Source organism: Hymenobacter cyanobacteriorum, from assembly GCF_022631375.1.
In the GTDB taxonomy this organism is placed as follows: domain Bacteria; phylum Bacteroidota; class Bacteroidia; order Cytophagales; family Hymenobacteraceae; genus Hymenobacter; species Hymenobacter cyanobacteriorum.
This window is the reverse complement of record NZ_JALBGC010000002.1, coordinates 918,779-945,097: the sequence shown is the minus strand read 5'-3', so window position 1 is coordinate 945,097 and position 26,319 is coordinate 918,779. Positions and strand designations below refer to the sequence as shown.

General features: G+C 64.2%; 21 protein-coding genes. 11 read left to right on the top strand and 10 right to left on the bottom strand.

What is annotated here, in order from left to right; genetic code table 11:
• The first annotated feature begins 82 nt into the window (after positions 1-82).
• Together gatB and MON38_RS09160 are read left to right on the top strand one after the other, a co-directional pair.
• Positions 83-1,537, top strand: a complete 1,455-nt coding sequence (gene gatB, locus MON38_RS09165) for an Asp-tRNA(Asn)/Glu-tRNA(Gln) amidotransferase subunit GatB (RefSeq protein ID WP_241935853.1) — start codon at positions 83-85, stop codon at positions 1,535-1,537.
• A gap of 92 nt (positions 1,538-1,629) precedes the next feature.
• The gene (locus MON38_RS09160) at positions 1,630-2,742 is read left to right on the top strand and encodes a TlpA disulfide reductase family protein (RefSeq protein ID WP_241935852.1); all 1,113 of its coding nucleotides are present in this window, start codon (positions 1,630-1,632) and stop codon (positions 2,740-2,742) included.
• Between the two features lie 129 nt (positions 2,743-2,871).
• Here the strand turns inward: MON38_RS09160 and MON38_RS09155 are convergent, their stop codons facing one another.
• From MON38_RS09155 to MON38_RS09140, 4 genes are all read right to left on the bottom strand, one after another.
• The gene (locus MON38_RS09155; protein ID WP_241935851.1) at positions 2,872-3,630 is read right to left on the bottom strand and encodes a hypothetical protein; all 759 of its coding nucleotides are present in this window, start codon (positions 3,628-3,630) and stop codon (positions 2,872-2,874) included.
• 59 nt (positions 3,631-3,689) lie between these two features.
• Entirely contained in the window at positions 3,690-4,205 is a 516-nt protein-coding gene (locus MON38_RS09150; RefSeq protein WP_241935850.1) for an acyl-CoA thioesterase, read from the bottom strand.
• A gap of 128 nt (positions 4,206-4,333) precedes the next feature.
• On the bottom strand, positions 4,334-6,502 hold the full coding sequence (locus MON38_RS09145; RefSeq protein WP_241935849.1) for a M43 family zinc metalloprotease: 2,169 nt from the start codon (positions 6,500-6,502) through the stop codon (positions 4,334-4,336).
• A gap of 212 nt (positions 6,503-6,714) precedes the next feature.
• A complete protein-coding gene (locus tag MON38_RS09140; protein ID WP_241935848.1) occupies positions 6,715-7,389 on the bottom strand; it encodes a protein-L-isoaspartate(D-aspartate) O-methyltransferase in 675 nt (224 codons plus the stop codon).
• A gap of 140 nt (positions 7,390-7,529) precedes the next feature.
• Here MON38_RS09140 and MON38_RS09135 point away from each other — a divergent pair, with 140 nt between their 5' ends.
• The 7 genes from MON38_RS09135 to MON38_RS09105 all read left to right on the top strand — a co-directional run bounded on the left by MON38_RS09135 (position 7,530) and on the right by MON38_RS09105 (position 15,788).
• Positions 7,530-8,951, top strand: a complete 1,422-nt coding sequence (locus MON38_RS09135) for a sugar transferase (RefSeq protein WP_241935847.1) — start codon at positions 7,530-7,532, stop codon at positions 8,949-8,951.
• Positions 8,952-9,111: 160 nt separating this feature from the next.
• Positions 9,112-10,755 carry a S8 family serine peptidase gene (locus MON38_RS09130; RefSeq protein WP_241935846.1) on the top strand — a complete coding sequence of 548 codons (1,644 nt, stop codon included), beginning with the start codon at positions 9,112-9,114 and terminating at the stop codon, positions 10,753-10,755.
• 110 nt (positions 10,756-10,865) lie between these two features.
• Positions 10,866-12,026 carry a tRNA 2-thiouridine(34) synthase MnmA gene (gene mnmA / locus MON38_RS09125; protein WP_241935845.1) on the top strand — a complete coding sequence of 387 codons (1,161 nt, stop codon included), beginning with the start codon at positions 10,866-10,868 and terminating at the stop codon, positions 12,024-12,026.
• A gap of 34 nt (positions 12,027-12,060) precedes the next feature.
• Positions 12,061-12,876, top strand: coding sequence for a hypothetical protein (locus MON38_RS09120; RefSeq protein ID WP_241935844.1), 816 nt, complete (start codon positions 12,061-12,063; stop codon positions 12,874-12,876).
• Between the two features lie 50 nt (positions 12,877-12,926).
• Positions 12,927-14,600, top strand: a complete 1,674-nt coding sequence (locus MON38_RS09115) for a S8 family serine peptidase (protein ID WP_241935843.1) — start codon at positions 12,927-12,929, stop codon at positions 14,598-14,600.
• A gap of 137 nt (positions 14,601-14,737) precedes the next feature.
• Positions 14,738-15,070, top strand: a complete 333-nt coding sequence (locus tag MON38_RS09110; RefSeq protein WP_241935842.1) for a hypothetical protein — start codon at positions 14,738-14,740, stop codon at positions 15,068-15,070.
• A 115-nt stretch (positions 15,071-15,185) separates the two neighbouring features.
• On the top strand, positions 15,186-15,788 hold the full coding sequence (locus tag MON38_RS09105; RefSeq protein ID WP_241935841.1) for a riboflavin synthase: 603 nt from the start codon (positions 15,186-15,188) through the stop codon (positions 15,786-15,788).
• 68 nt (positions 15,789-15,856) lie between these two features.
• Here the strand turns inward: MON38_RS09105 and MON38_RS09100 are convergent, their stop codons facing one another.
• From MON38_RS09100 to hemF, 3 genes are read right to left on the bottom strand one after another with little or no spacing between them, the layout of a single operon-like run.
• A complete protein-coding gene (locus tag MON38_RS09100; protein WP_241935840.1) occupies positions 15,857-16,444 on the bottom strand; it encodes a flavodoxin family protein in 588 nt (195 codons plus the stop codon).
• 24 nt (positions 16,445-16,468) lie between these two features.
• Positions 16,469-17,047 carry a phosphatase PAP2 family protein gene (locus MON38_RS09095; protein WP_241935839.1) on the bottom strand — a complete coding sequence of 193 codons (579 nt, stop codon included), beginning with the start codon at positions 17,045-17,047 and terminating at the stop codon, positions 16,469-16,471.
• On the bottom strand, positions 17,040-17,981 hold the full coding sequence (hemF, locus tag MON38_RS09090) for an oxygen-dependent coproporphyrinogen oxidase (RefSeq protein ID WP_241935838.1): 942 nt from the start codon (positions 17,979-17,981) through the stop codon (positions 17,040-17,042). Before hemF ends, MON38_RS09095 begins: the two co-directional genes overlap by 8 nt.
• A 139-nt stretch (positions 17,982-18,120) precedes the next feature.
• Here hemF and MON38_RS09085 point away from each other — a divergent pair, with 139 nt between their 5' ends.
• The gene (locus tag MON38_RS09085; protein ID WP_241935837.1) at positions 18,121-20,334 is read left to right on the top strand and encodes an alpha-ketoacid dehydrogenase subunit alpha/beta; all 2,214 of its coding nucleotides are present in this window, start codon (positions 18,121-18,123) and stop codon (positions 20,332-20,334) included.
• A gap of 80 nt (positions 20,335-20,414) precedes the next feature.
• Here the strand turns inward: MON38_RS09085 and tamL are convergent, their stop codons facing one another.
• Positions 20,415-23,099: a translocation and assembly module lipoprotein TamL gene (tamL, locus tag MON38_RS09080; RefSeq protein ID WP_241935836.1), complete on the bottom strand. Its 2,685-nt coding sequence runs from the start codon at positions 23,097-23,099 to the stop codon at positions 20,415-20,417.
• Between tamL and MON38_RS09075 the strand changes: the two genes are divergently transcribed.
• Positions 23,090-23,848 (top strand): RNA methyltransferase, encoded by a 759-nt coding sequence (locus MON38_RS09075; RefSeq protein ID WP_241935835.1) that lies wholly within the window; start codon positions 23,090-23,092, stop codon positions 23,846-23,848. The genes tamL and MON38_RS09075 overlap by 10 nt on opposite strands.
• Before the next feature lie 153 nt (positions 23,849-24,001).
• Here MON38_RS09075 and MON38_RS09070 read toward each other — a convergent pair whose 3' ends face one another.
• Positions 24,002-25,150, bottom strand: coding sequence for an outer membrane beta-barrel protein (locus MON38_RS09070; protein WP_241935834.1), 1,149 nt, complete (start codon positions 25,148-25,150; stop codon positions 24,002-24,004).
• A gap of 21 nt (positions 25,151-25,171) precedes the next feature.
• Complete coding sequence (locus tag MON38_RS09065) at positions 25,172-26,317, bottom strand: hypothetical protein (protein ID WP_241935833.1); 1,146 nt, start codon at positions 26,315-26,317, stop codon at positions 25,172-25,174.
• Positions 26,318-26,319: the final 2 nt, after the last annotated feature.

The following is a 26,319-nucleotide window of genomic DNA, read 5'->3' as shown; positions in this document are numbered from 1 at the left end:
TCGAGCCCTGAAATAGGCGCAGCTTCGCCGTACCCGTTACCTTTAGGGGCAGAAAGCCCCAGTACCCCGCTTTTACACGAAAATGGACGAAGCCACCCTTGCCAAATACCAGCCCGTTATCGGCCTGGAAGTTCACGCCCAGTTGCTCACGCACAGCAAAATGTACTCGGCCGACGAGAACGAGTACGGCGTGGCCCCCAATACCAACCTGTCGGTCATCACCCTCGGCCACCCCGGTACCCTGCCCAAAGTGAACCGCACGGCCGTGGAGTTTGCCATGAAAATGGGCCTGGCCACCAACTGCCAGATTCGGCGCGACAACCTGTTTGCCCGCAAAAACTACTTCTACCCCGACCTGCCCAAGGGCTACCAGATTACCCAGGACAAAACCCCGATTTGCTACGACGGCCACCTCGACGTGCGCGTGGGCGATGCCACCAAGCGCGTGGGCATCACCCGCATTCACATGGAGGAAGATGCGGGCAAGAGCATGCACTTGGCCGGCGAAACCGAAACCCTCGTGGACCTGAACCGCGCCGGGGTGCCGCTCATCGAAATTGTGAGCGAGCCCGACATTCGGACCGGCGACGAGGCTTACGCGTACCTGGCCGAAATCAAGAAGCTGGTGGAATATCTCGGCATCTGCGACGGCAACATGGAGGAAGGTTCGCTGCGCTGCGACGCCAACATCTCGGTAATGCTGAAGGACGCCAAGCAGTTCGGCATGAAGGTGGAAGTGAAGAACATGAACTCCTTCCGCAACGTGCAGCGCGCCATTGCCTACGAAGTGGAGCGCCAGATTAACATTTTGGAGGCCGGCGGCGAAGTGGACAGCGAAACCCGCGGCTTCGACGCCGCCAGCGGCACCACCAACGGCCAGCGCAGCAAGGAAACCCTCAACGACTACCGATACTTCCCCGAGCCCGACCTGCCGCCGCTGGTGATTTCGGACGAATGGCTGCACCGCGTGGCGGCCGAGCTGCCGGCGTTGCCGCAGCAGCTCTACGCCCGCTTCGTGGGCGAGCTGGGCCTCAACGACTACGACGCCTCGGTGCTGATTGACCAGAAGGAAGTGGCGCTGTTTTTCGACGACCTGGCCCGCCTCACGCCCAACGCCAAAGCTGCCGCCAACTGGGTGATGGGCCCTGTGAAGTCGTACCTGAACGAGCGCGCCCTCACCATGAGCGACTTCCCGCTCGACGCCGCTCAGCTGGCGGGCATCATCGAGCTGATTGACGCCGGCAAACTGAACTACTCGGTGGCCAGCAAGCAGCTGTTCCCGCATTTGCTGGAGCACCCCACCGCCAACGCTACCGGCGCGGCCGAAAGCCTGGGCCTGCTCACGCAAGCCGACAACGGCGAGCTGGCCGGCCTGGTGCAGCAGGTGCTCGACGCCAACCCAGCCAAAGTAGCCGAGTACCGCGCCGGCAAAAAGTCGCTCACGGGCATGTTCATGGGCGAGCTCATGAAGCTGACCGGCGGCAAGGCCGACCCCAAGCTGGCCAACCAGCTGCTGCGCGCCGGCCTCGACGGATAGAGGCCGGCCTTGCGGGCAAACTTTTCAGCCGCCATTCGGCGTTCTTCGCATCCGGCCGCCAGGCCGCCCATTTTTCTCCCATGAACCACCCCATGAAATTGACCCTTGTGGCTGCCGCCGTGCTCGGCCTCGCCGGAGCCTGCCAGAACGCCGCCGCCGCCGATGGCTACGAAGTGGCCGGCCAACTGAAAAACGCCCCCGCCGGCACCGTGCTGCACCTGGGCGAGCTCACCGGCAACCAGTTCGTCGAGAAAACCCAGACCAAAACCGATGCCAGCGGCAAGTTCACGTTGAAAGGCACCGCCCTGGCCCCCGGCATCTACCAGCTGAAGGTGGACGAGGGCAACCAGGTGCTGTTATTCCTCGACAACAAAACCCACGTGCAGGTAACCGGCGACGCCAAAAGCCTGCCCGCCACTTACGCCGTGAAGGGCAGCAAGGATGCCGAAGTGCTGCGCCAGCTCACGCAGGTGATGGACGGCAGCAAAACCCAGCTCGAAGACCTCGGCAAGCGCTACAACGCCGCCGGCCAGGCTGGTAAAACCGACGAGATGAAGGCCATTGAGAAGGAATACTTCGCCATTCAGGGCCGCAACAATGCCCGGCTAAAGGGTCTGATTCGCAAAAACGCCACGTCGGTGGTCAGCGGCTTCGCCGTGGGCGCGTTCCTGAACCCCGACGACGAGTTTCAGTTTGCCGACTCGGTGGCCGCCGTGCAGCGCAAGGCCAACCCCGAGTCGCCCTTCACCAAGGAGCTCACCGCCCGCCTCGAACCCATGCGCGTGACGGCGCAGGGCGCAATGGCCCCGGAAATTAACCTGCCCACGCCCGAAGGCAAAACCCTGGCGCTAAGCAGCCTGCGCGGCAAGTACGTGCTGCTCGATTTCTGGGCCAGCTGGTGCGGCCCCTGCCGCCAGGAAAACCCCAACGTGGTGCGGGCCTACAACAAGTTCAAGGACAAGGGCTTCACCATCTATTCGGTGTCGCTCGACCAGGACAAGGGCAAATGGGTGAAAGCCATTGAGTCGGACGGCCTCACCTGGAACCACGTGTCGGACCTGGCCAGCTGGAACAGCGTAGCCGGGGCGGCCTACGGCATCAAAGCCATTCCGCAGTCGTTTCTGATTGACCCGCAGGGCCGCATCATTGCCAAAAACCTGCGCGGCGAGGCGTTGGCCGCCAAGCTGGCCGAGGTGCTGAAGTAAGCGGCCCGATTGTTAAAAAAAGCTGTCATCCTGAGCAAAGCGAAGGACCTTATCACGTCAGGAATCTCCAACATGAAAAGGTCCTTCACTTCGCTCAGGATGACAGCTTTTTAAATGGCGTCAACTGAATTACTGTCGATTCAGGAACATGGCCTGCAGGCCCGGCCAGAGGCGCTTTTTCAGGCTCACGTCGTATTCTACCAGCTCGATGGTGGCCGAGGCCAGATAGGAGAGGTTGAGGCTGGGGAAGAGCACCGGCTCGTAAATCTGGGTGTTGCGAATGGTGACGTCGAGCAGGTTTTTGCCGAAGGCGATGATGTGCGTGGCATCGAGCTGCTGGCGCAGGCTGGCCAGCGCCACGGGCAACTCGCTTTCCACGTTCACCAGCAGCACGTCTTCCATCACCAGGCCCAGGGCCTGCAGCATTTTGTTCAGGAACACGTTGCGGTGCAGCTTCACAAATTGCTCGCGCGGCAGCCGGCACAGCAGCAGCACGCCCGCCGCGTTGCTGCCCAGCGTGGCAAACGGCGTGAGCGTCGCCGGGGGCACGCCCGGCGTAGCGGCCGGTGGCGCGGGCGCGGGAGAAGCCGCTGGCACCGGGGCCGCAACCGGCGGCGACAGGATGCTGCTGGTAAGTCGCTCCAGCCCCGCCGAGGGCTTGCTGAAGCCAGTGCTGGGCATGCTGCTCACCCGCGGCTCGGGAGCAGGGGCGGGCGGAGGAGTAGGCTTGGCCGCAGCCACGGGCGCGTCAGGCGCGGTCACAGCGGGCGCAACAGCCGGAGCGTCGGCAGCTGCCGGCCCAGGCGCGGGCGTCCCTGCCTCGGCAGGCACGTAGAGCGTGACGTCGGTATAGAAATTTTGCAGGAACGCCAGCTTTTCGGTCGACATGGCCAGAGCAAAAATCGGTGAGTAATAAATAGAATGCCGTTCCGTGCGGCCCCTTTAACTTAAATCGCAAACAGCGCTTTCAGCTCCTGGGCTTCGTCGGGCTGCATGCGGCCGGCCAGCACCAAGCGCAGCTGGCGGCGGCGCAATGCCCCATCGTAAAGCGCAATTTCGACCTGGCTTTCGGGCACCGCTTCGGGCACATCGATGGGCCGGCCCGACTGGTCGACGGCCACGAAAGTGAAAAAGGCCTCGTTGGTTTTCATCTTGGTGCCGCTCGGAATATCCTCGGCCCACACGTCGATGTGCACTTCCATGCTCGAGCTGAAGGCCCGCGTAACCTGCGCCTGCAGCGTGACCACGTTGCCGAGCTTGATGCTGTCGCGGAACGACACGTTATCGACCGAGGCCGTGACCACAATGCGGTTGGAGTGTTTCTGAGCCGAAATGGCGGCGGCGATGTCCATCAGGTGCATCATGCGGCCGCCCATCAGGTTATTCAGGGTATTGGTGTCGTTGGGGAGCACCAGCTCGGTCATGATGACGAACGAGTCGGAAACGGGTTTTTGCTTGCGCATGAGAGGTGAGCTAAGGGAAGGCCGGCCTGGCCGGCCAGCCGCGCAAAGGTACGCCACGCCAGCAGCGCCGGAAAAAGAAAGCCCCGTTCCGGAGCGGAACGGGGCTTGCATCGGGCAGCCACTCGCGCTTATTCCACGCTGAGCTTGCTGCTGAACGTTTCGCCGTTGAGCGTGATGCGCACCACGTACACCCCGGCGCGCAGGGCGTGGGCGGCAGGCTGGAGCGAAAGCGTTTGCTGGCCGGCCGCAAAGGTTTTGGCCGGCAGGCGCAGCACCTCGCGGCCCACCACATCGGTCAGGCGCACCTGCACTTCGGCAGGAGCCGCCAAGTTCAGGTGCAGGGCGGTTTCGTTGGTGAGCGGGTTCGGAAACAGGCTGATGCCGCGGCTGGCCAGGGCTTCGGCCTTGGTGGGCAGCCCGATGGACACGCGCAGGTTATCGAAGTAAAAGTTGTTGCCGGGCTGGGTGCCGTTCACCATCTGGAAACGGATTTTGAAAGTGCCGCTGCCCTGGAAGGTTGCCGGAATGGCCACGCTCAAATCCTGCCAGTCGGCGGCAGCTGTCGGCGAGAATGCATCAATCGGAGTCGCGCCCTTCGTGCTCAGGGCCAGCGCATCGAACAGGGCGGGCGACGACCAGGTCTGGCCGCAATCGGTGCTGAACGAAACGCGCAGTTGGTCGGTGGAAGTGGTGTAGCGCAGCGCGTAGGAGCGGGCAAAGCGCACCACCGCCGTGCTGGGCTGGCCCGAAAGGCTGATGTTGGGCGTAATGAGCGTGGTAATCAGGCTGGCCGGATACGAGCGGTTGCCCACCACGAGGAAAGCCATGCCATCGGCGGCCACGGTAGGGGCGCTGGCCGTCTGGCGCGTCCAGGCGTAGGCGTTCGAAACCGTGCCGGCGCTGGTGGTGCCAAACGTTTGGTAGTTGCGCAGCGTCGGCGCTGGGTAGAGGTTCGGGAAAGCGGCGTTTTCGAACGACTGGACCAGCGGGGCCGTTTCGCCGCCGCCCGGGCCTTCCACCTGAATGTAGTTGGTCTGCGTCACCGAATTGCTGCCGGCGCTGTTGCTCACCGTTTCCGTTACGGTGTAGAACCCGGCCGCCGGGTAGGTCACCGTCACCGATGCGCCGGTTGCCGACGACGGGTTGCCGCCGGGCATCGACCACGTGTAGGTGAGCGGCCCGCCGCCCGCCGAGTAGTTGTAGGAATAGTCGCGCAGCGTCACGGTCGAATTCACGCACACGTTGGTGCTGGTGCCGGGGGCCACGGCAAAGCGGGCAATGGGCGCACAGTCGGGGGCCTGGTAGCTGTCGTCGGTACCGGTCGAAACCAGGTTGGCGGCCGTCGTCAGGTTGGCGCGATACAGCGACAGAATGCTGCGCATGCGCGTTTTCTGGCCGTTGGTAAACATCGTCGGGCAAGCCGCGTAGTCCATGAAGTTCTGCACGTTGGCCAGCACGCCGCACGGCGCGTAGGCCAGGTCGCAGTTAAAAGTGCCATCCGTGGTGGGCGTATCGGCCACGTTATCGGTGCCCGTGCACACGCCACTGCCGGGGCTGTTAGTAGAGCCCCACGGATGCAACAGCCCGAAGTAGTGGCCTATTTCGTGCGTGGCCGTGCGGGTCAGGGCCCGGTTGGGGCTGCTGGTGCCCTGGTTGCCAAAGTAGTCGTTGCGCACCACAAAGCCGTCGCGGCCCGAAGGCGCGTTGGGCGGCAGATACGAATAGCCCAGCACAATGCCGCCGCCCACGGGCACCCCAATGCTGCCCACCACCCAGATGTTCAGGTAACGGGCCGGGTCCCAAACCGAAACGGCTTGCACGGCACCGGTCTGGTTGTCGTTCACGAGGGAGGGCGCAAAATGCCGGGTAATGCCCGTGGTGCAGTCGCCGTTCGGGTCTTTTTTAGCCAGCTTGAAGCGGAAGCCCAGGTAGGCCGCAATGGGCTGAAACGCCGGCAGCGTGTTGATGGTGTCACCGTTCATCTTTTGATAATCGGTGTTCAGTTGGTCGATGGCGCTGTTAATCTGGCGGTCGCTGATATTATCAGTTCCGCCCGAATGAATCACGTGCACCACCACCGGAATGGTGATGTCGGGCGTGCGCGCCGCGTTGCCGCCGGTGCGGGCCTGGGCCTGTTCCAGCACCTCCAGGCGTTCAAACAGCGCTTTTTGGGCCTCGCGGGCCCCGGGGTGCTGGGCAAAATACGCGTCCTGGGCGGCCGTCGTGCCACACCAGTCGCCGGTGCGTTGCGCTGGCGCAGTCTGGGCGCCTGCCGCTACCGAAAACAGGGCAAGCACCGCCGTTAGTATGTTGGGTAAAAAACCTTTTAACATAGATTTTAAGAAGGGGAAATAGGTGATGAATCAAGAAGCAGGAGAAACCGGCTGATAACCGCACAGTGGGTTGTCAAATTTATTGATATTTAACCAGATTAACCGCAGGTAGTGGCCGCTGTTGCCAGCCCTGGCCAGCGCCTCCGGCACCAGTTGCCTCCCCCGCAGCCTGCGTCCTAGCCGCGCCAGCCGCTGGCCCCGAGCAGCGGCACAAACCGGAACGTCTCGAACTCTTCGCGCACGAAGCTTTCAGGCCCTTCGCGCGTCACGCGCACCATGCGCTGCGACTGCGCGTCGCCCACCGGAATCACCAGCCGGCCGCCCACGCGCAGCTGGCGCAACAGGGCCGGCGGCAGCCCCGGCGCCCCGGCCGTGACGAGAATGCCGTCGAACGGCGCGCGGGCGGGCAGGCCCACCGAGCCGTCGCCGCAGTGCAGCGCGGCCCCGCCCGCGCCCAGGGCTGTCAGCCGTTGCCGCGTGCGGGCAAACAGCACTTCGTTGTATTCGATGCTGTCGACGTGGGCGGTGAGGCGCAGCAGCACGGCGCACTGGTAGCCCGAGCCGGTGCCCACTTCCAGCACCCGGTGGTGCGGCTGCACGCCCAGCAGCTGGGTTTGGTAGGCCACGGTATAAGGCTGCGATATCGTCTGGCCCTCGCCAATGGGAAAGGCCTTGTCCTGGTAAGCATGGGCCTCAAAAGCCGGCTCGAAGAACAGGTGGCGCGGCACGGCGGCCAGCGCGGCCAGCACGCGCTCGTCCACAATGCCGCGCTGGCGCAGCTCGCGAGCCAGGGCGCGCCGCTGGCCCTGGTGGCGGTAAGTATCCGAAAGCGGTTGGGAAGAACCAGTCATGCAAAAGAAGGAGCGGGGCGGCCGCGGGGCTGAAACTGGCTTTGCCCGGGCCAAAGCAGCCAACAACTGCGCGTTGCCCCTACCTTTGCCCGCCGCCGTGGGCCGCCACTGCCCGCGAAATTACTACCCAAACCGCCGCTTTGCAGCTTCTCCGTCGTTTTCAGTACATCAAGCTCGTGGCCGCCGACTTCGGGGCGGCCCTGGTGGCCTGGATGTGTTTTTACCTGCTCCGCAAGTACCTGCTCAACGAAATGACGGGCTACCACTTCACCGAAGGGGCCCTGTTCGACCTCACCGGCTCGGCCGTGGTCATCGCCGTGTTCTGGACCGTGCTCTACACGCTGGTGGGCGAGTACCGCGACGTGTTTCGCAAGTCGCGCCTGGCCGAGATTATCCGGCTGGCGCGGGTGTCGCTGCTCGGGGCCGTGGTCATTTTCTTCACCCTGCTGCTCGACGACCAGGGCGTGGCCAACTACCGCGCCTACTACAAAACCTTCACGGCCTACCTGCTGCTGCACTTCGTGATTTCGGCCTTTCTGCGCACGCTGGCCGTGAGCAGCGTGCAGGGCCAGGTCCGCAAGGGGCGCATTTCCTTTCCAACTTTGTTGGTGGGGTCCAACGCATTGGCCATGAATACATTTCATGAGCTGAACCGAACCAGCCGGCACCTGGGCCTGCGCATGGTAGGCTTCACGCCGGTGGGCGACAGCGTGGACCCCGAGTTGGCCGCTGCCCTGCCCCGGCAGGCCAGCTACCAGCGCCTGCCCGCCCTGGTGCGGGCCTTGCACATCGAGCAGGTGGTCATTGCTATCGAGCCCAGCGAGCACCGCCTCATTCAGGATATTCTTACCTTGCTCGAAGGCTCAACGGCCCGCATCAGCATCCTGCCCGACCTCTACCAGATGATGCTGGGCTCGGTGAAGGTGAACCACTTGTTCGGCACCCCGCTCATCGAAATCAAGCAGGATTTACTGCCCGTGTGGCAGGTCGTGCTTAAGCGGGTGCTCGACGTGGTGGGCTCGGCGCTGTTTCTGGTGCTGGCCTGCTGGGTGTATGCCTTCACGGCCATTATGGTGAAGCTGTCCTCGCCCGGGCCGGTGTTCTACCGGCAGGAGCGCATTGGCAAAAACGGCCAGCCGTTCGGCATCATCAAGTTCCGTTCGATGTACGTCGACGCCGAGAAAATGGGCCCAGCCCTGAGTTCCGACCACGACCCGCGCATCACCAACTGGGGCCGTTTCATGCGCAAGGTGCGCCTCGACGAGCTGCCCCAGTTCTGGAACGTGCTGAAGGGCGACATGAGCATCGTGGGCCCGCGCCCCGAGCGCCAGTTTTTCATCGACCAGATTGTGAAAATCGCGCCCCACTACCGCCACCTGCACCGCGTGCGCCCCGGCCTCACCTCGCTGGGCCAGGTGAAGTACGGCTACGCCGAAACCGTGGCCCAGATGGTGGAGCGGCTCAAATTCGATATTCTCTACATCGAAAACATGAGCCTGGCGATGGACTTTCGGGTGCTGCTCTATACGCTCAAGATTATTGTGGAAGGGCGGGGGAAATAAGGTGGGACAGGCCCGCTGGGGCCCCGCCGGCTGCCAGCTAAAGGGGTTTATTCTTTGGTTCTTACGCGCCAGCAACCTGCAACCCGTGGCGAAACGCGCACGCAATTCTACCTTCCGGCTGAAATTCTACCGCGCATCCGCGCTCAACCTCACCCGGTTTATGAAAAAGTTGTCACGCGTCCTTCCTTTCCTGTTGGGCATTGTGGCGGGCAGTGCTCAAGCCCAACTGCCAGCGCCGACCCGCCTCATCGTCCGGCTGCACGACGACCAGCCCCCAATGCCGGTCGGCGACAGCCCAGGCAACGTGCCCCCGTCGGCGGCCGACCGGTTGGCCCAAATCAACCGCCAATACCACGCCGGCGAAATGCAGCGCCTCAACCCCGGCCGCCGTGCCGCTGCGGCCCCGGCCATGTACCTGATTACGCTGCCCGCCGGCACCGATGCCCAGCGGGCCGTGCAGGCATACCAGCAAACCGGCCTTTTTCGTTACGTGGAGCTTGATGCCCAGGGCCAGGGCGGGGGCGTGCAAAGCGTGGTGCCCAACGACCCTTTCTATGGCCGGCAATGGTATTTGAACAATAATGGCACCTTTGCGCTGGCACCCGCCCAGGCCGGGGCCGATATTCGGATGGAGGATGCGTGGGCGGTTACCCACGGCGACTCAACCATTACGGTAGCCCTCATCGACAGCGGCTGCAAGCTCGACCACCCGGAATTTGCCGGCCGCATCTGGCGCAACCGGCTGGAAATTCCCAATAATCGAATCGACGACGACCACAACGGCTTCGTGGACGACGTGAAAGGGTGGAACTTCGTGTCGAACAACAACAACCCGACCGACGACTACGGCCACGGCACCAACGTGGCCGGCATTGTTGGGGCCACCGGCAATAACGGCCTGGGCTACGCCGGGCTAAACTGGGGCTGCAAGCTCATGATTTGCAAGGGCCTGAATGCCCAGAACATGGGCTCATACTCGTGGTGGACCAGTGCCATTTACTACGCCGTCGATAACGGAGCCCGGGTTATTAACATGTCGCTGGGCGGCAGCTCCCCGTCCCTATCTATGCAGGATGCCGTGGCTTACGCCACGCAGCACGGGGTGGTCGTGGCGGCCTGCATGATGAACGATAACAGCAGCGTGGTGAACTATCCCGCCGGCCTGGCGGGGGTTATTGCCGTGGGGGCCACCAACCCCGACGACAGCCGCGCCAGTCCATTTTTCTGGTCGGCTGCCAGCGGCAGCAACTACGGCGCGCATCTTTCGGTGGTGGCCCCTGGCAACTACATTTTCGGGCCCGATTATCAGTCCAATACCAATTATTACGTGTATTGGGGCGGTACTTCGCAAGCCACGCCGCAGGTGGCGGGGCTGGCTTCGCTGCTGCTTACGCTCCGGCCCCAGCTCACGCCGGCGCAGGTAAAAGCCATCATTGAGCGCACGGCCGACGACCGGGTGGGGCCGGCCAGCGAAGATGCCGCGGGCTGGGACCTGTATTTTGGCTATGGGCGCATCAATGCGGGGCGGGCGCTTGCCAACGTGCTGACCGCCACCCAGGCCAACCAAGACGTAGCGGCCGGATTTCGGCTCTTCCCCAATCCGGCGCGGGGCGCAGTCACGCTTCAGCTCGGCGAGGCCCGCCTGCTGCAACGCCAAGTGCAGGTATACAACGCCCTGGGGCAACTGCTGAGCCAGCAGCCGCTAACCGGCCTTAGCCAGCAATTGCTCGTGCCTACGGCCGCGGGCACCTATTGGGTAGCCATTGCGGGCATGGCCGGAGGGCAGCGCCTGGTAGTGGAATAGGCCGGAGAACACCCCGTCGAAAGGGCAGGAGGTGGCCGGGCTTGCGCGCTGCCGTACCTTTGCCGTTGCCGGCCGGAACCTTTCAAGCTCCGGGTGAATTGCAAACCACCATGAATACCGAAACCAAAGGAAGAGTACTCGTCGCGATGAGCGGCGGCATTGACAGCAGCGTGGCCGCCGTGCTGCTGCACGAGCAAGGCTACGAAGTGGTCGGAATGACCATGAAAACCTGGGACTACGCCAGCGCCGGCGGCTCGAAAAAGGAAACCGGCTGCTGCTCCCTCGACAGCATCAACGACGCCCGCGACATTGCCGTCACGCTCGGCTTCCCGCACTACATCATCGACATTCGCGACGAATTTGGTGATTTCGTGATTGATAACTTCACCGACGAGTACCTGGCCGGCCGCACGCCCAACCCCTGCGTGCTCTGCAACACCCACATCAAGTGGGATGCCCTGCTACGCCGCGCCGACCAGCTGGGCTGCCAGTTTATCGCGACGGGCCACTACGCCAACATCCGCAAAGAGGCCGAAACCGGTCGCTTCGTGGTGAGCAAGGGCCTCGACGAAAACAAAGACCAAAGCTATGCCCTGTGGGGCGTGAGCCAGGAGAGCCTAAGCCGCACGCTGTTTCCGCTGGGCGGCATGCGCAAAACCGAGATTTACGACGAGGCCCGCCGGCGCGGCTTCACCGAGCTGGTGAACAAGCCCGAGAGCTACGAAATCTGTTTTATTCCTGACAATGACTACCGCGGCTTCCTGCGCCGCCGCGTGCCGGGCCTGGAGGCGCGCGTGGCCGGCGGCAACTTCGTGACCAAAAACGGCCGCGTGATTGGCAAGCACGAAGGCTACCCGTTCTACACCATCGGGCAGCGCAAGGGGCTGGGTGTGGCCCTGGGCTACCCGGCGTTCGTGCTCGAAATCCGGCCCGATACCAACGAAGTGGTACTGGGCAACTACGACGAGCTGGCCAGCACGGCCACCGTGGTGGGCAAGCTAAACATGGGCAAGGAAGCCAGCCTGGCCGGGCGCGGCCTGGTGCCGGCCGTGGTGAAAGTGCGTTATAACCACGACGGTTCGCCCGCGTTTCTGGAAGAAGTGGACGGCAAAATCCGTGTGTATTTCGAGGAGCCCGTGCACGCCATCACGCCCGGGCAGGCCGCCGTGTTCTACGACGGGCAGGACGTGCTGGGCGGTGGCTGGATTGAGCGCCACGTCATCGGCGAATTCCCCGTACCTTTTGCCGCCGCCAGCGTTGCCGGCGTATAATTGCCAATCCCCCCGGTTCTAACCGCCGTCCTGCATGCGTAAAGCTTTTTCTGCCTTCAAAACAGTGGTAACGCGCCTGCGGGCCGCGCTGGCCATTGGTACCCTACTAGCGGCTACTGCGTTGGGGGGCTGTAAAAACACCACCGAAGCCTTGCCCGACCCGGGGCGCGGCTACTACCCACTGGCCGTGGGCAATACCTGGACCTACGCCGTGCGCGACTCGGTATGGAGCGCGGCTAACCAGACTACGCCCACCAGTACGCCCACGGCCACCACGTTCCAATTTCGCGAAACCATTACCGAGATGTTCACCGATGCCGCCGGGCAGCCAGCCTACCGGCTGGTGCGGGCCCGGCGTGCCACGGCCACCGATAACTGGGTTGATGACAGCGTCTTCACCATCAGCTCGCCGGGCAGCGCACTCGTCCTGAACCGGGGCAATACCCGCACCGTGGAGCTGATTTTTCCGCCCCGCGCGGGCCGTTCCTGGAATCTGAACGCCTTCAACAACAACTACAACGACACCATTACGGCCGAAACCCGGCAGTATAGTGCCGTGGGCCAACCGTTTACCACGGGGGGCGGCAATACGGGGCTGCCGGCAGTGGCCTATTCTAACACCATCACCACCGCCAACACCGGTATGGCTACCGAAAGCAGCCTGCTGCGCCACGTGAACTACCAGCAGGTGTATGCCCAGGGCGTGGGGCCGGTGTATCGGCGGCGCGACAACAAAGCCAGCTTCACCTATACCAGCTCGTTGCCGCCCTACAACCAGATTTTCCCGCCGGGTGCGTACACCAGCGCGTTTACCCGCCGCGAAACACTGATTGACTACAAAGTGAAATAGGCCTCGCCGCGCCTAGCCCGCTGCTTTATTCTATTGACTGACTGTTGCATATGACGCCACGTTTTCTGACCGGGTTTTTGGTGCTGGCCCTGGGGGCTTCGGCCACTTCGGCTGCGGCCCAGGGCACGGTACGGCGCCACCTGGTGTATTTCCGCGACAAGGCGGGTACGCCCTTTTCAGTAACGCAGCCGCAGGCGTTTTTGTCGGCGCGCGCCATAGCCCGGCGCACCCGCCAAGGCATTGCCGTGCTCCCGCGCGACCTGCCCGTGACGCCGGCTTACGTGGCCCAGATTCGGGCCCTTGCCGGTGGGCCGAAAGTGCTGTACACCTCGCGGTGGTTCAACGCCGCCTTGGTGAGCTGCGACTCGACCACCCTGGCCCGCGTAGCGGCCCTGCCCAGCGTGCGCAGTGCCACCACCCTCAACCGCACGGCCCGCGCTGCCCAGCCCGATGCGCCGGTGAAGGCCCCGGCGGCACCCGCGGCCCGCACGCTGGCCAGCCGCGCCTATTACGGCTCGGCCTACGCCCAAAACCAGCAAATTGGCGTGCCGCTGATGCACGATGCCGGCTACCGGGGCGAGGGCATGCAGATTGCGGTGTTCGATACTGGCTTCCCTGGAGTGAATCGAATCAGCGCCTTGCAGCCGCTGTTTCTGGAGCAGCGCCTGGCCAGCACCCGCAATTTTGTGGACGGCGGCACCAGCGTGTACCAGCGCGGCAACCACGGCACCAATTGCTTGTCGACGATGGCGGCCAACGAGCCGGGCTTCTTTGTGGGCAGCGCGCCCAAGGCCACGTACCACCTGTGCATTACGGAGGACGATTTTTCGGAACACCCGGTGGAAGAGGCCAACTGGCTGGCTGCCGCCGAGTATGCCGACTCGACCGGCGTGGATGTTATCAGCTCTTCGCTGGGCTACACCGATTTTGACGCGCCCTCGCCCTCGTATACCTACGCCGATATGAACGGCCGCACGGCCATCAGCTCGCGGGCGGCTACCATGGCGGCCCGCGTGGGCATGCTGGTAGTGAACGCCGCCGGCAACGAAGGCAACCGGACCTGGCACTACATTTCGGCCCCGGCCGATGCCGACTCTATTCTCACGGTGGGCGCGGTGGATTCGCTCGGCAACCACGCGGCATTCAGTTCCTATGGGCCTACGGCCGATGGCCGCATCAAGCCCACGCTGTCGGCCATGGGGCAAGCCGCTGCGGTGCTCGACCCCAGCGGCGTGGCTTTTCGCGGCAATGGTACTTCGTTTGCCTGCCCCGTGCTGGCGGGCATGGCGGCGGCTTTCTGGCAGGCCAACCCCACGCTCACGGCCCAGCAGGTGATTGCCGTGCTGCGTGGCACGGCCAGCCAGGCCGCCATTCCCGACAATACGCTGGGCTACGGCCTGCCCAACTTCGGACGGGCCTACAACAGCCTGCACCCCAATAACCCCCTGGATACCACGGCCGCCAACCCGGCCGAAAGCCTGACGCTGTATCCCAATCCGCGCGGCACCGGTGCCCTGATACTGGTGCTGCCCCCGGCCCTGCGCGGCACGGCGCTGGCCGTGCGGGTGCTCGACATGCGCGGGGCCGTGGTGGCCCGTCAGCAATTGCCCGCCACCCAGGCGGCCGAGGTGGCACTCAAGCTCGGGCCGCTGGCCAAGGGGCAATACCTGTGCGAAGTAAGTGCCGGTGCAACCCGCCAGGCGGTGCGATTTCAGCAGCAATAGGCAGGGTATCAGGCTGCAAAAAAAGGACATCGCGTGATGTCCTTTTTTTATGAGTTTTAGCTGCGATATCAGCTTGTTTTTGAGGTGAATATTTTGTAATTTTAAAGCATTAATTCACCCATTTTTCTATCCGCAGAATGTTGCAGATGATGACGACCAAGCGCATTGGGCGCCGCCAGTTTCACTTCACCGTGCAGGGCAATAATTTCCACGAAACCGTAGCCGAATACGAGCGCCTGAGCTTTGCCGACGTGGCGGCCTGCGGCATCTGCGGCTCCGACAACCTGGACCTGACCAGCCGCGTGGCACAGGGCAAGTTCAAGTACACCTCGGTGCGCTGCCTGGAGTGCCGGGCCGACGTAACCTTCGGCAAGCGCGAAGATGACGACCAGACGGTATTCCTGCGCAAGAAGACCGGTGGCCTGCCCGGCGAGCTCGACTGGCGCCCCTTCGAGAAAAACGATAAATAATCATTTCGCCGGCCCGCCGGTTGTTCTGCCTCCGAACGGCACTCCGGCAGCGGGGTGCCGTTCTTTGCATCGGGCCGGGCGCGGGCCGGCTTTTCACCTAGCTATTTTTGACACTGTGTTTACCGGAATTATTGAGGCCGTCGGCACCGTGGTGGCCGTGGCCGACCAGGGCAGCAACCGCCATTTCACCATCGCCTCGCCCTTTGCGGCCGAATTGAAAATTGACCAGAGCGTGGCCCACGACGGCGTGTGCCTGACGGTGGTGGCCGTGGATGCGGCGGCCGGCACGCACGTCGTCACGGCCATCGACGAAACGCTGCGCGTGACCAACCTGACCCAGTGGCAGCCCGGCCGCCTGCTGAACCTGGAGCGCTGCCTGGCCGCCACCGGCCGCTTCGACGGCCACATCGTGCAGGGCCACGTGGATGCCACGGCCGTGTGCGCCAGCGTGCAAGACCAGAACGGCTCGTGGCTATTCCGCTTCGAGCACGGCGTGGCCCCCGGCCGCCTTACCGTGGAGAAAGGGTCCATCTGCGTGAATGGCACCAGCCTGACCTGCTTCGAGAGCACCGATGAAGGCTTTACGGTGGCCATTATCCCGTACACCTACGAGCACACCAGCTTCCAGCAACTGCGGGCCGGCGATACGGTGAACCTGGAATTCGACATCGTAGGCAAGTACGTGGCGAAGCTGCTAGGGCAGCGGGCCACGGCGTAACCTGCGCGCTGAAAGTAGGATAGCCACCGAAAAGCCCCGCTGAAGCACCAGTGGGCCTTTTCTTTGAACTAAGCGGAAGTTTCAGCAGCTACAAGCGGTGCTTCCGCAGCGGAGAAGAAGTATTTGGCCCGGTTCAGGGCCTGGGCATCGCCCTGAATGTCGTTGGGGCGCGAACCGGTGCCGTACAGCAGGCCGCCCCAGTGCATTTGCAGGTGCTGCGCCGTGAGTTTCAGCATGTCTTCCAATGGTTGGGCTTCGGGGCGCGCACCGCTGCTTACGGTGATTGACCACAGGGTTTTGCCCTGCATGCGCGGGCGAAAATTCAGGTCGGGCGTGCGTAGCCAGGCGCTCCAGTGGTCGAGGTAGAGCTTGGCGGGGGCGGGCAGGCTGTACCAATACAGCGGGGCTACTAACACAAGGTCGGTAGCTTGCAGCGTGGCTTCCAGCAGCAGTTGGGCATTGCCGATGGGAGCATGGTAGGGGCCATTGTGCCGCAGGTCGGCGAAATCAGGAAGCGGAAAATCGAGCAGGTGCATCCATTTCTGCGCCGTGCCAGGCGGCAGCGGATGCGCGGCGCAATAGGCCAGCTGTTCGCTGTTGCCCAGCCGCCGCGGGCTGGAAAGCAGGAACAGAAACCGGCGCTCGAAGGGACTCATCGGGTAGAAAGCTGCAGGTGAAAACTACGGCTGCGCGGGCCACCACCGCAGGGCCAGGTGCTGATAGGCCACAGCGGCCAACCACCCCATCAGTGCTCCCACGGCAGCCCCGCCCACCACATCGGTGGGGTAATGCGCACCAAGGTACATACGGCTGTAGGATAACAACATGGCCCAGGTAAAAGCCATGATTTTGAGTGCGCGAAAGCGCCCAGCCGGCAGCACAATGGCCAGGAAAACCGCCAGCGCCACAGAATTGGCGGCGTGCGACGACAGGAAGCCGAACATCCCGCCGCAGCCATCGGGCAGGTGCAGCAGGCCCACCAGTCGGCCATCGTGGCAGGGGCGGGGCCGCCCGAAAAAGGGCTTAAACAGCCGGCTGGTGATGCTGTCGGCCAGCCCCACCGCGGTCACCACCAGCGGCAGCAGCAGCAGCGCCCGCCGCCGGAAGTGAAATATCAGCCAGCCAATGAGCACGGCGTAGACCGGAAACCACACCAGGCGGTTTGAGGCAAAAACCATCAGCGCATCCAGGGTCGGGGTATGCGCGTGGTTGATGGCCAGCAGTAAGTGCCGGTCCAGTGCTTTAATGGCTTCAAGCATCGGCCAGCCAGTCAACGCCTTTACGGAGCCAGTGCAGGGTGGTGGCCTCGGGGGTGCCGGGGGCGGGCGGGGCGGGGTTGTAGGCCCAGCCGGTGCGCGGGGGCAGGCTCATGAGGATGGATTCGGTGCGGCCGCCGGTTTCGAGGCCGAAGCGGGTGCCGCGGTCGAAGGCCAGGTTGAATTCGGCGTAGCGGGCGCGGCGCTGACTTTGCCAGGCTTCTTCGCGCTCGGCGTACGGCAGGGCATGGTTGGCGGCCATCAGGCCGGTGTAGAATGGGCCGAACAGCTCGGCCACGTCGCGCATGAAGGCGAACAGCTCTTCGGCGGTGCCGTCCTGGCCCACGGTCAGGCGGTCGTAGAAAATGCCGCCCACGCCGCGGGTTTCCTGGCGGTGGGGCAGGTAGAAGTAGTCGTCGGCCCAGCGCGTGAATTTGGGATAGTAAGCCGGATTGTGACGGTCGCATACGGCTTTGAGCTGGGCGTGGAAGGCGCGGGCCTGCGCCTCGTCCACGTAAATCGGGGTCAGGTCGATGCCACCGCCAAACCACGCTTCGCCGTTGCCGGCCTCGAAATACCGCACGTTCATGTGGATGATGGGCACGCGCGGGCTGCGCGGGTGCAGCACCACGCTCACGCCGGTGGCGTAAAAGTGCGGGTCGGGCATGTGCAGCTGCCGGGCGGCGGCCTCGCTCATCGCGCCCCACACGGCCGAAAAGCCCACGCCGCCTTTTTCTAGTATTTGGCCGTTTTCCAGCACTTTCGAGCGGCCGCCGCCGCCGCCTTCGCGCTGCCAGGTATCGGTGAGGAAGGTGGATGGGCCGCCGTCGGCAGCTTCGAGCTGCTGGCAGAGGCGAAGCTGAAAATCAGCCAGCCAGGCTTCAATTTTGGGGCGAATGGTGGGGGAAGTGGAAGCAGTCACGGAGGGCGTAGGCACGCGGGAGGGAGGATGGAATGGGCCGCCAGCAGCAGGAGCAGGGCGCAGGAAACCGGGCAAAATCCGGGCATTGCGGCGGCGGCAAAGATACGGGGGCGAGGCCGGGTGTACTTTTGCAGTCTCACCCGTCCCGCCCCCGATGACTGAATTTGCTGCTTCCGCCGCTGCCGAAACTGCTCCCGATACTGCCGACTTTGCTTCTACCCGCGTGGCTTCGGCCGCGGCCGCGGCCGCCGCGGCTTTTACTGCGCCCGCGCCGGCGGCCGCTGCTGCGGTCGATACGGAATTGTTGAAGCGCGCCTACAGCCTGATGCACACCGCTGCCGAAATGGCCGCGCTCTACGAAGAAGAAAAAGCCGTGGCTGCGCGCTACGTGCACGCCACCGCCCGCGGCCACGAGGCCGTGCAGCTGGCCGCCGCCTTCCTGCTGAAGGAAACCGACTATGCCGCGCCCTACTACCGCGACGACGCGATGCTGCTGGGCCTGGGCCTGCGCCCCTACGAGCTGATGCTCCAGCTGCTGGCCAAAGCCGACGACCCGTTCAGCGGCGGGCGCACCTACTACTCGCACCCTTCGCTGCGCCGGGCAGGCGTGCCGATGATTCCGCACCAGAGCTCGGCTACGGGCATGCAGGCCATCCCGGCTACCGGGGCGGCGCACGCGCTGGCGTATTTCGAGAGCCAGGCGTTGGTTGTTCCGCGCACTGCGGAGCTGGAAGGCGAGAAAGCGGCCGCAGTGAAGCCACTGGTGCTTTGCTCGATTGGCGACGGGGCCATGACCGAAGGCGAAGTGGCTGAGGCACTGCAAATGGCCATTCTGCACCAGCTGCCTATCATCTACCTGGTGCAGGACAACGACTGGGGCATTTCGGCCACCGGCCGCGAAATGCGCGCCATGAGCGCCTACGAGTTTGCGGCCGGCTTTCCCGGCCTGCGCCGCCTGCAGGTAGACGGGGCCGATTTTGGCTCATCCTACGCCGGGCTGAGCGAGGCCTTTGCCCACGTGCGCGGCCGGCGCGGGCCGGTGCTGGTGCACGCCAAATGCCCGCTGCTGGGCCACCACACCAGCGGCGTGCGCCGCGAATGGTACCGCCCCGACCTGGCGGCCCATCAGGAGCAGGACCCGCTGCCGCGCCTGCACCAGCAGCTGCTGGCCGCTGGCGTAGCGGCCGATGCGCTGGAAGCTGCTCAAAAACAGGCCCGTGCTACCGTGCGTGCCGACTGGGCCGAAGCCCTGGCCGCGCCCAACCCCGACCCGGCCACCTTCGCCGACCACGAGTTTGCCCCGCCCGCCGTGACGGCCGAAGCCGGCGAGCGCAGCCCCGCGGGTGCCGACAAAGCCCTGATGGTGGATGCCGCCCTGCACGCCGTGGACGACATTCTGCGCGAATTTCCGGAGGCGCTGTTCTACGGGCAGGACGTGGGCGGCGAACTGGGCGGCGTGTTCCGCGAGGCGGCGCTGCTGGCCAAGAAGTACGGCGACCGCCGGGTGTTCAACACGCCCATTCAGGAAGCCTACATTGTGGGCAGCACGGCGGGCATGGCGGCCGTGGGCGCGCGCCCCATCGTCGAAATTCAGTTTGCCGACTACATCTGGCCGGCGCTGAACCAGCTCGTGGAGGAGCTGTCGAAATCGTGTTACCTCACCATGGGCAAGTTTCCGATTCCGGCCCTCATTCGGGTGCCGATTGGGGCCTACGGCGGGGGCGGCCCGTACCATTCGGGCTCCATCGAAAGCACGCTGCTCACCATTCGCGGCATCAAGGTGGTGTACCCCAGCAACGCGGCCGACATGAAAGGCCTGATGCGGGCGGCCTTCCTCGACCCCAACCCGGTCATCATGCTCGAACACAAAGGGTTGTACTGGAGCAAGGTGCCCGGTACCGAGGATGCCAAAACCGTGGAGCCAGCCGCCGGCTACGTCATCCCGCTGGGCCAGGCGGCCATCGCGCAGGAAGCTGATGCCGAGCAGCTGCGGCGCGGCAACACGGCGCTGGTGGTCACCTACGGCATGGGCGTGCACTGGGCCAAAGCCGCCAGCCGCGACTTCCCCGGCCAAATCGAAATTCTCGACCTGCGCACCCTCAATCCTCTTGACTTCGAGGCCGTCACGGCTGCCACCCGCCGCCATGGCAAGGTGCTCGTCCTCACCGAAGAGCCGCTCCTGAACAGCTTCGCCGAAAGCCTGGCCGGCCGTATTCAGCGGCACTGCTTCACGGCGCTCGATGCGCCGGTATTCACGCTGGGGGCCGCCAACCTGCCCGCCATTGCCCTGAACGTGGAGCTGGAAAAGCAGATGCTGCCCAGCGCCGCCAAAGTAGCTGCGGCGCTGGCTGAACTGCTGGAATACTAGCTGGGAACTACTCAAAAGCAAAACCGTCGGGCTGCACGCAGCCCGACGGTTTTGCTTTTTCCTTTTGCGCTCTGCCAACTCTAGAAAGGGTACCCGATGCCCAGATTGAAAGAAATGGGGTTGGCGCTGCTGTCGAAGTTGCGCAGGGCCCATTTATCGGCCGCGGTAAGCGCGGTGGGGTCGTAAATTTTGGTGGCGATGTCGAGGCGCAGAATCAGGAAGGTGAAGTCGAACCGCACGCCGAAGCCCGAGCCCACGGCAATTTGCCGGTAGAACTGGTTGAACTGGAATTGCGCACCCGGCCGCCGGTAATTGCCGAAATTAGGCGAACCCGGGTCGGTTTCCCTGCGCTCCTGCAGGCCCCACACGTTGCCAAAATCGGTGAATAAAGCGCCTTTGAAGAAGCCGGAAATGGGGAACCGATACTCCACGCTGCCTTCGAGTAGCAGTTCGCCCGGCTGCTCGGTGAGGTAATCGCGCGAGCCATCGGAGCGGGTGGGCGAGAAGCCGCCGGGGCCCAGCCGGCGGGGCTGCCAGGCCCGCAGGCTGGTAGAGCCGCCGGCAAAAAACGACTTATCGTAGGGCACGATGTAGGAATTGGTTCTGGTTTCCGCGTCGTAGGTCCGGCTCAGGGCGTGCACGATGCCGCCGTTCAGCCGCCATACGAAATAGGTTTGGGGCGTGAGGTGGTGGTAGCGGCGGTAGTCGGCGCTGAAGCGGGCGAAGTCATACACGTTCAGGCCGGTGCCGCGCTTGAGCGCATCCTGGTAGAGGCCGCGGGTGAGGCCGCCAAACTCGGCAAACAGGCGCAGGTAGTGCGCGTCGCGGGTCTGGTTGAAGTCGTTGGAATTGTAGAGCGAGGTGAAGCTAAAGCTCGGCTCAATCTGCTTGCTGAAGGCGCGGAACAAGGACGAGCCATCACGCTCTTTCAGCAAATTCAACTGCGTTTGGAAGTCATCGGAAACAAAGGAATTTACCAGCGTGATGACGACCGGCGAAAACACGTACTGGTGAAACGTGGATTTCTGCCAGATGTAATCGAACGAAAATTCGAAGTTGGAACGGGCGTATTCGGGCCGGTTGACGTAGGTTTCAGAAAGCAGAAACCGGGTTTTCGGGTTGTAGCGCGTTAGGAAATGGTTGGTGCGGAAGGGCACCAGAAACTGGGGCAGCACCAGCGAAGCCGTCGCCCCGAGCTGCGTAGTATACACTGCTTTGGGCGCATCGGTCGGGGCCACATCAATGCGGGTGAGCTGGCCTTCGTAGCCGGCGCGCAGGCCCACTTCGAGCACCTCGGCCCCGCCAAAAGGGTTGCGGGTTTTCAGGCGCAGGTTCAGGAACGGGCCGGGCTGGTAGGCCACGTAGGTGCCGCCTACTTCGCTGGTTTGCGAGTATTTCGGGGCGGGCGAGGCGTTGATAATTCCCACCAGCTCGCCGGTGCTGGGGTGCAGGCTGGTGCTGTCGGTGGCGGGCGGGTCGGGCACCTTGCGGTAGTTCATGGTCGCAAACCGGAACATGTCGAGGTCGGCGAGCAGGCGCTGCGTCTGCACGGTGTTGGCCAGGCTGTAGTGCTGGCCGGGGCGCACCAGCACTTTGCGGGCCAGCAGGTTGGTGCTGTACTGCTGATTGTAGGCGGCGAAGCGGATGGAGTCCGTCACGGTGGTGTCGGTGCGCAGGCCCAGGCTGGGGCGGGCGCGCAGGGCAGCGGCCGTGCCGGCGCGGCGCAGGGTGTCGCCGGTGGCGCTGCGCAGGGTACGGCCCACGCCAGCATCGGTGATGAAGCGCACCTGCCGGATGGTGTAGACGCGGTGGCCCTGGCCCGGGGCCGGGTTGGCAATGAGCATGCGCAGGCGCACGGTGCCCTTGTCGTAGCTGGTGTCGGCTTCGTAGCTGATGTACTGCTGCCGGAAATCGAAGTAGCCCGCGTTGCGGATGGCGGTTTCGAGCCGGGTGCGCTCCAGGCCCACGGTGTCTTCGTTGTAGCGGCCGTTTTCGTGCAGCAGCGTGGCCGGCTGCGCCTGGCGCACCACGGCGGCCACGCCCGAGTCGGCAATAACGGGCGGCTGCAGCCGGTAGCGGAACAGCAGGTTTTCGTCGACGCGGTACGTTACCGTGACGCGACGGTAAGCCTTGGCGCGGTCGAGCGAGTCGGGCTTGCTGGGTAGCACCCGGCCGGGGGCCGTGACGATGCGAAACAGCAGGCTGCGCCGGAAGCGGGCCGTGTCGGTGGCCGTGACCTGGCCCCGGAAAAAGCCGTGCGTGTGCAGGTAGGTGGTCATCTGCTGCACGGTGCGCTTGGTGAGGGCCGTGTCGTAGATGGCCGGCGGCTCGCCCAGGCGCATGATGGCGTTGCCCTTGTCGAGGGCCAGCTGCTTGCGCTTGGTTTTGCGCTCGCGCTGCGAAATGAGCTTGCCCAGCTTGGCCGAGTCGGTGCCGGCGGCCTGCATCTTGGCTGCGTAGGTGGTCTGAATGTCGCGCAGCTTCGAGCGCAGCTTCACCGAATCGTAGAACTTCACCCCGAGTTGGTAGATGGCCAGCTTGGGCAGCGGCAGCTGGGTATTGGGCTGCTGCTGCACTAGGGTTTCGAGGGCATCTTTGTCGGCCTGCTTCTTCACGCCCGTGATTTCGACGCGGCTGAGCAGGCGCTGGTTGGGCTTGAGCAGCTTGAACGGCGAGCAGGCCGCCACCGCCGCCAGGGCCACTAGCGGGCCCAGCCGGCCGCCGCGCCGTAGGTTTGCAAAACAGGAGGTCAACAATGGTTTCAAAAGCACTGGGCAAATACGTGCAGTCACTGCACCAAAAGAAGTACCGGCACCGCCACGGCGCGTTTCTGGTGGAGGGCGGCAAAAGCGTGTTGGAGCTGCTAAGTTCCGGCCTGGAAACCGAACACGTGCTGGCCACGCCCGAATTTGCCGACCAATACCGTGCCCAACTGCCCGCCCGCCTGCCGCTCAGCCTGGCTACCGAGCACGAGCTCACCCAGTTGGGTACGCTGGCCACCAATACCACGACCCTGGCCATTGCCCGCCAGCCCGCCGCCCCGCCGCTGCCCCTAACGCTGCCCGAAACCGGTTTGTTGCTGGCCCTCGACGAAGTGCGCGACCCCGGCAACCTCGGCACCCTGCTGCGCCTGGCCGACTGGTACAACCTGCCCGGCGTGGTGCTCAGCCCCGGCTGCGCCGATGCCTACGCCCCCAAAACCGTGGCCGCCAGCATGGGGGCTTTTGCCCGCGTGCGCGTCTGGGAGCGCGATTTGGCCGAGTGGCTGCCCACGCTGCCGCCCGCCGTGGGCATCTACGGGGCCGATTTGGAGGGCGACAACGTGCACCGCCTCACCCTGCAACCGGCCGGCGTGTTGGTGATGGGTTCCGAGTCGCACGGCCTCACGCCGGGCGTGGCAACGGCCCTCACGCGCAAGCTGCACATTCCGCGCGGGGCCGGCGGCCAGGCCGAAAGCCTGAACGTGGCCATTTCGGCGGCCATTCTGCTGGATAATTTTTTCCGGGGGCAGTAAGAGTTGATTCAAATAAGGAAGCGGTTGGGAAAGGCTGATTTTGGTAGGTGCGCTTGTCATCCTGAGCAAAGCGAAGGACCTTATCACGGCTGGTTGAGGAATACTCAGCCGTGATAAGGTCCTTCGCTTTGCTCAGGATGACAAATGGTTCGCTTAGTTCACCCCAATTAGCCGCAGGCCGAAGCTGAGCACCTGCGTATCGGGGCCGGCGCCGGTTTTGAACAGGGGGTTCATGTTGTACTTGGCGAAAAACTCCAGGTCGCCGTAGCCGATGGTGCCCTGCAGGCCATAGAGGAAGTTTTCCATGTTGTAGCTGCCGTCCTCCTTGTCCTTGTAGGTGGTGCCTTCGCTGGTGTACTTCAGCTTGGTCCAGGACTTGATGCGGTAGCCGGCAAAGCCCCCGGCGCTGAGCAGGAACGTGGGGCGGTAGTGCGAGTCGCGCAGCTGCAGGCGCAGCATCAGGGGCAGGTTGATGCTGGAGGTAGCGAGTTTGGTTTTCTGGTACTGGCGGCCGTTGGTTTCGTGCACCACGGCGGTGCGGCCGTTCACGTTCACCCACTTGTTGTTGCCGCTCAGCATGTAGTTGTTGAAGGCAAACTCGGGGCCCACGGTCAGGCTCACGGGGCTGTGCTTGCCGCCGAGGCGGGGGTCCCAGTTCAGGCCGATGTTGACGTAGCGCGAGCCCTCAGTGCGCAGGTCGACGGTTTCGGGCTGGCCATTGAGGCCGAGGTAGGTTTTCTGGTTCACCAGCGCGTTAAGGCCCAGGTCGAAAATCAGGTGCGATTTGCTGTGGTGGTTTTCGAAGTTTTTCTGGCGCACCGAGTCGCGGTTGATGGCGCGGGTGCGGCGCTCTTCCTCGGTTTTGCCGCCAATCTTGAAGCTCACGCCGGTATTTTTCGAGGCCTTGTCCATCATCACGTCCACCTTGTTGTTGGAGGCCGCGCCGGCCGCCGTTTTGTGGGTGGTGATGCGGATTTGCTCGGGCATGTTTTTGCCGGGCTGGTCCTTGTCGGGGTAAAACTCCATCGTTACCTGGTTGGTGCTGGCCGTTTTGGCGGCCGCCTCGGCCTGGGTGATGTAGGTAGCCAGGCGCGAGGTGAGCGAGTCGAGCTGGTATTTTTTGAGCTGGCGCAGCTGGGCGGCATCGCGCACCATCAGCGTAATCACGGCTTTGTTGGGCAGGCGCACCACAATGGTGTCCTTCACGGTAACAGGGCGGGCCAGGGCGGTGGCTTGGGCATTCGACGAAACCCCAAGCACCAGAGCCAGCAGCAGAGAAAAGGGAAGAAAAGCGCGTTGCATGATTTCTAAGGAAAAAGAGCGTTAGAGTTGAATGGACTTGCTGACGTGGCGGCCGATAATGTTGGCTTCCAGGGTCAGGTTTTCGGGCAGGCCGGTTACTTCCGACAGGCTGATGCGCTCGCCCCGCACCGCGTGGCCCACCTGCCGCAGCAGGCGGCCACCGAGGCCGCGGCGCTCGTCGGTGGCGGCGGCGGCGGCCGTGGCCACGGCGGTTGCCAGCGAGGGGCGGCGGGCCGCGCCGTTGCGCACATCCACCGTAATGAGGGTGGCCGCGGCGAGGGAGGAAGCGGTAGCGGCGGGGACGTTTTCCCCGGCCGGAGTAGGAGCAGGTAAGGTGGTAGTGGCCACTTGGGCCGGCTCGTCAGCCGGGCGGGTTCGGGTTGGGATGGTGGGCTGGGGCGTCGTGCGGGCCACCAGCGGGGAAGTATTGGCGGCCACCGCGTCCGGCTGCCGGGAAGCTCCCTGCGGGCGGCGGGGCGACTGCTGAGCCATCATCCCGACCTTCGAAGCGCTAGATGCGGGGCCGGCGGGGCGGGTTGCCCGGGCCGGCAGGTTTTTTTGATTCAGGCCGGAAATCGTGGTTTGCGAAGTCCGGGCGATGTTCTGGCCGGCGGTGGCATTGGTGGCAGCCGCGGCTTCGGTTGCGCTGGTAGCAGTGTTGGCGGCCAGGCCGGTTTGCGCCGTGCCCGGCTTATCAAGCCGGCGGTCGTTGTTGGTTGGTAGTGCGGCCGATTTATCAGCAGCAGTCGGTTGGTGCGAGTCCGACAGGCGGCTGCCGTTTCCCGGCTGCGACGCTACCGTGCCCGCCGAACCCCGGCCGCCCCCGTCCCAACCCAGCCACAGGCCCGCACCGCCCGCCAGCAGCAGCAGGGCCACCGCCGCAGCCATGGCCATCGGCCACCAGGCGGCGGGCCGGCGCTTGCGGGGGCGCAGGTGCTCGTCTTCCAGCCGCTCCCATACTTTGCGGGAGGGCAGCGTGACGTGCGTCTTCAGCCGCTCTTTATACAGCTCGTCCACGCGCTCGGGGGTGGCATTGGCGGCGGGCTCCGGGGCTGGGGCGGCCGCGCCGGGGCCGGCCTGCAGGCGGGCCCACAGGTCGTCGCCGGGCGGGGTGGCGTGGCCATCGAGCTGGCGGCGGAATAAGTCGTCGATATTGTCAGTAGACATCG

Bases quoted from the DNA above. Each gene is read 5' to 3' on its own strand.
- gatB (WP_241935853.1), top strand. From the start codon at position 83: ATGGACGAAGCCACCCTTGCCAAATACCAGCCCGTTATCGGCCTGGAA.
- MON38_RS09160 (WP_241935852.1), top strand. From the start codon at position 1,630: ATGAAATTGACCCTTGTGGCTGCCGCCGTGCTCGGCCTCGCCGGAGCC.
- MON38_RS09155 (WP_241935851.1), bottom strand. From the start codon at position 3,630: ATGTCGACCGAAAAGCTGGCGTTCCTGCAAAATTTCTATACCGACGTC.
- MON38_RS09150 (WP_241935850.1), bottom strand. From the start codon at position 4,205: ATGCGCAAGCAAAAACCCGTTTCCGACTCGTTCGTCATCATGACCGAG.
- MON38_RS09140 (WP_241935848.1), bottom strand. From the start codon at position 7,389: ATGACTGGTTCTTCCCAACCGCTTTCGGATACTTACCGCCACCAGGGC.
- MON38_RS09130 (WP_241935846.1), top strand. From the start codon at position 9,112: ATGAAAAAGTTGTCACGCGTCCTTCCTTTCCTGTTGGGCATTGTGGCG.
- mnmA (WP_241935845.1), top strand. From the start codon at position 10,866: ATGAATACCGAAACCAAAGGAAGAGTACTCGTCGCGATGAGCGGCGGC.
- MON38_RS09120 (WP_241935844.1), top strand. From the start codon at position 12,061: ATGCGTAAAGCTTTTTCTGCCTTCAAAACAGTGGTAACGCGCCTGCGG.
- MON38_RS09115 (WP_241935843.1), top strand. From the start codon at position 12,927: ATGACGCCACGTTTTCTGACCGGGTTTTTGGTGCTGGCCCTGGGGGCT.
- MON38_RS09110 (WP_241935842.1), top strand. From the start codon at position 14,738: ATGTTGCAGATGATGACGACCAAGCGCATTGGGCGCCGCCAGTTTCAC.
- MON38_RS09100 (WP_241935840.1), bottom strand. From the start codon at position 16,444: ATGAGTCCCTTCGAGCGCCGGTTTCTGTTCCTGCTTTCCAGCCCGCGG.
- MON38_RS09095 (WP_241935839.1), bottom strand. From the start codon at position 17,047: ATGCTTGAAGCCATTAAAGCACTGGACCGGCACTTACTGCTGGCCATC.
- MON38_RS09085 (WP_241935837.1), top strand. From the start codon at position 18,121: ATGACTGAATTTGCTGCTTCCGCCGCTGCCGAAACTGCTCCCGATACT.
- MON38_RS09075 (WP_241935835.1), top strand. From the start codon at position 23,090: ATGGTTTCAAAAGCACTGGGCAAATACGTGCAGTCACTGCACCAAAAG.
- MON38_RS09070 (WP_241935834.1), bottom strand. From the start codon at position 25,150: ATGCAACGCGCTTTTCTTCCCTTTTCTCTGCTGCTGGCTCTGGTGCTT.
- MON38_RS09065 (WP_241935833.1), bottom strand. From the start codon at position 26,317: ATGTCTACTGACAATATCGACGACTTATTCCGCCGCCAGCTCGATGGC.